Source organism: Psychrobacter coccoides (genome assembly GCF_017498085.1).
GTDB lineage: Bacteria > Pseudomonadota > Gammaproteobacteria > Pseudomonadales > Moraxellaceae > Psychrobacter > Psychrobacter coccoides.
This window is the reverse complement of sequence record NZ_JAGBKM010000074.1, coordinates 1-249: the sequence shown is the minus strand read 5'-3', so window position 1 is coordinate 249 and position 249 is coordinate 1. Positions and strand designations below refer to the sequence as shown.

Here is a 249-nt window from a genome sequence, read left to right as displayed (position 1 = left end):
AGCGGCATTGATATCTCTATCATGCCATGTGCCACACTCAGCACACCTCCATCCTCTTATTCCAAGACCTGCTCTACCTTTTGGACTACTGTCACTTATTTTGTGACAGTGCGAGCAGGTCTGGGTAGTGTAACTCTCATTTACCATCTCAAAATGACAACCTGCATGCTTGCATTTATATTCCAGTTGTCGTTTAAGTTCAAACCAACCAGCGTCATAGACGGATTTGGCCAGTTTGGATGAAGTGAA

General features: G+C 44.2%; 1 protein-coding gene. It reads right to left on the bottom strand.

Features of this window, described 5'->3' with window-relative positions; genetic code table 11:
• Positions 1-249 (bottom strand): zinc ribbon domain-containing protein (locus tag J3492_RS13130; RefSeq protein ID WP_207992436.1); only part of this gene is annotated, 249 nt, incomplete at both ends.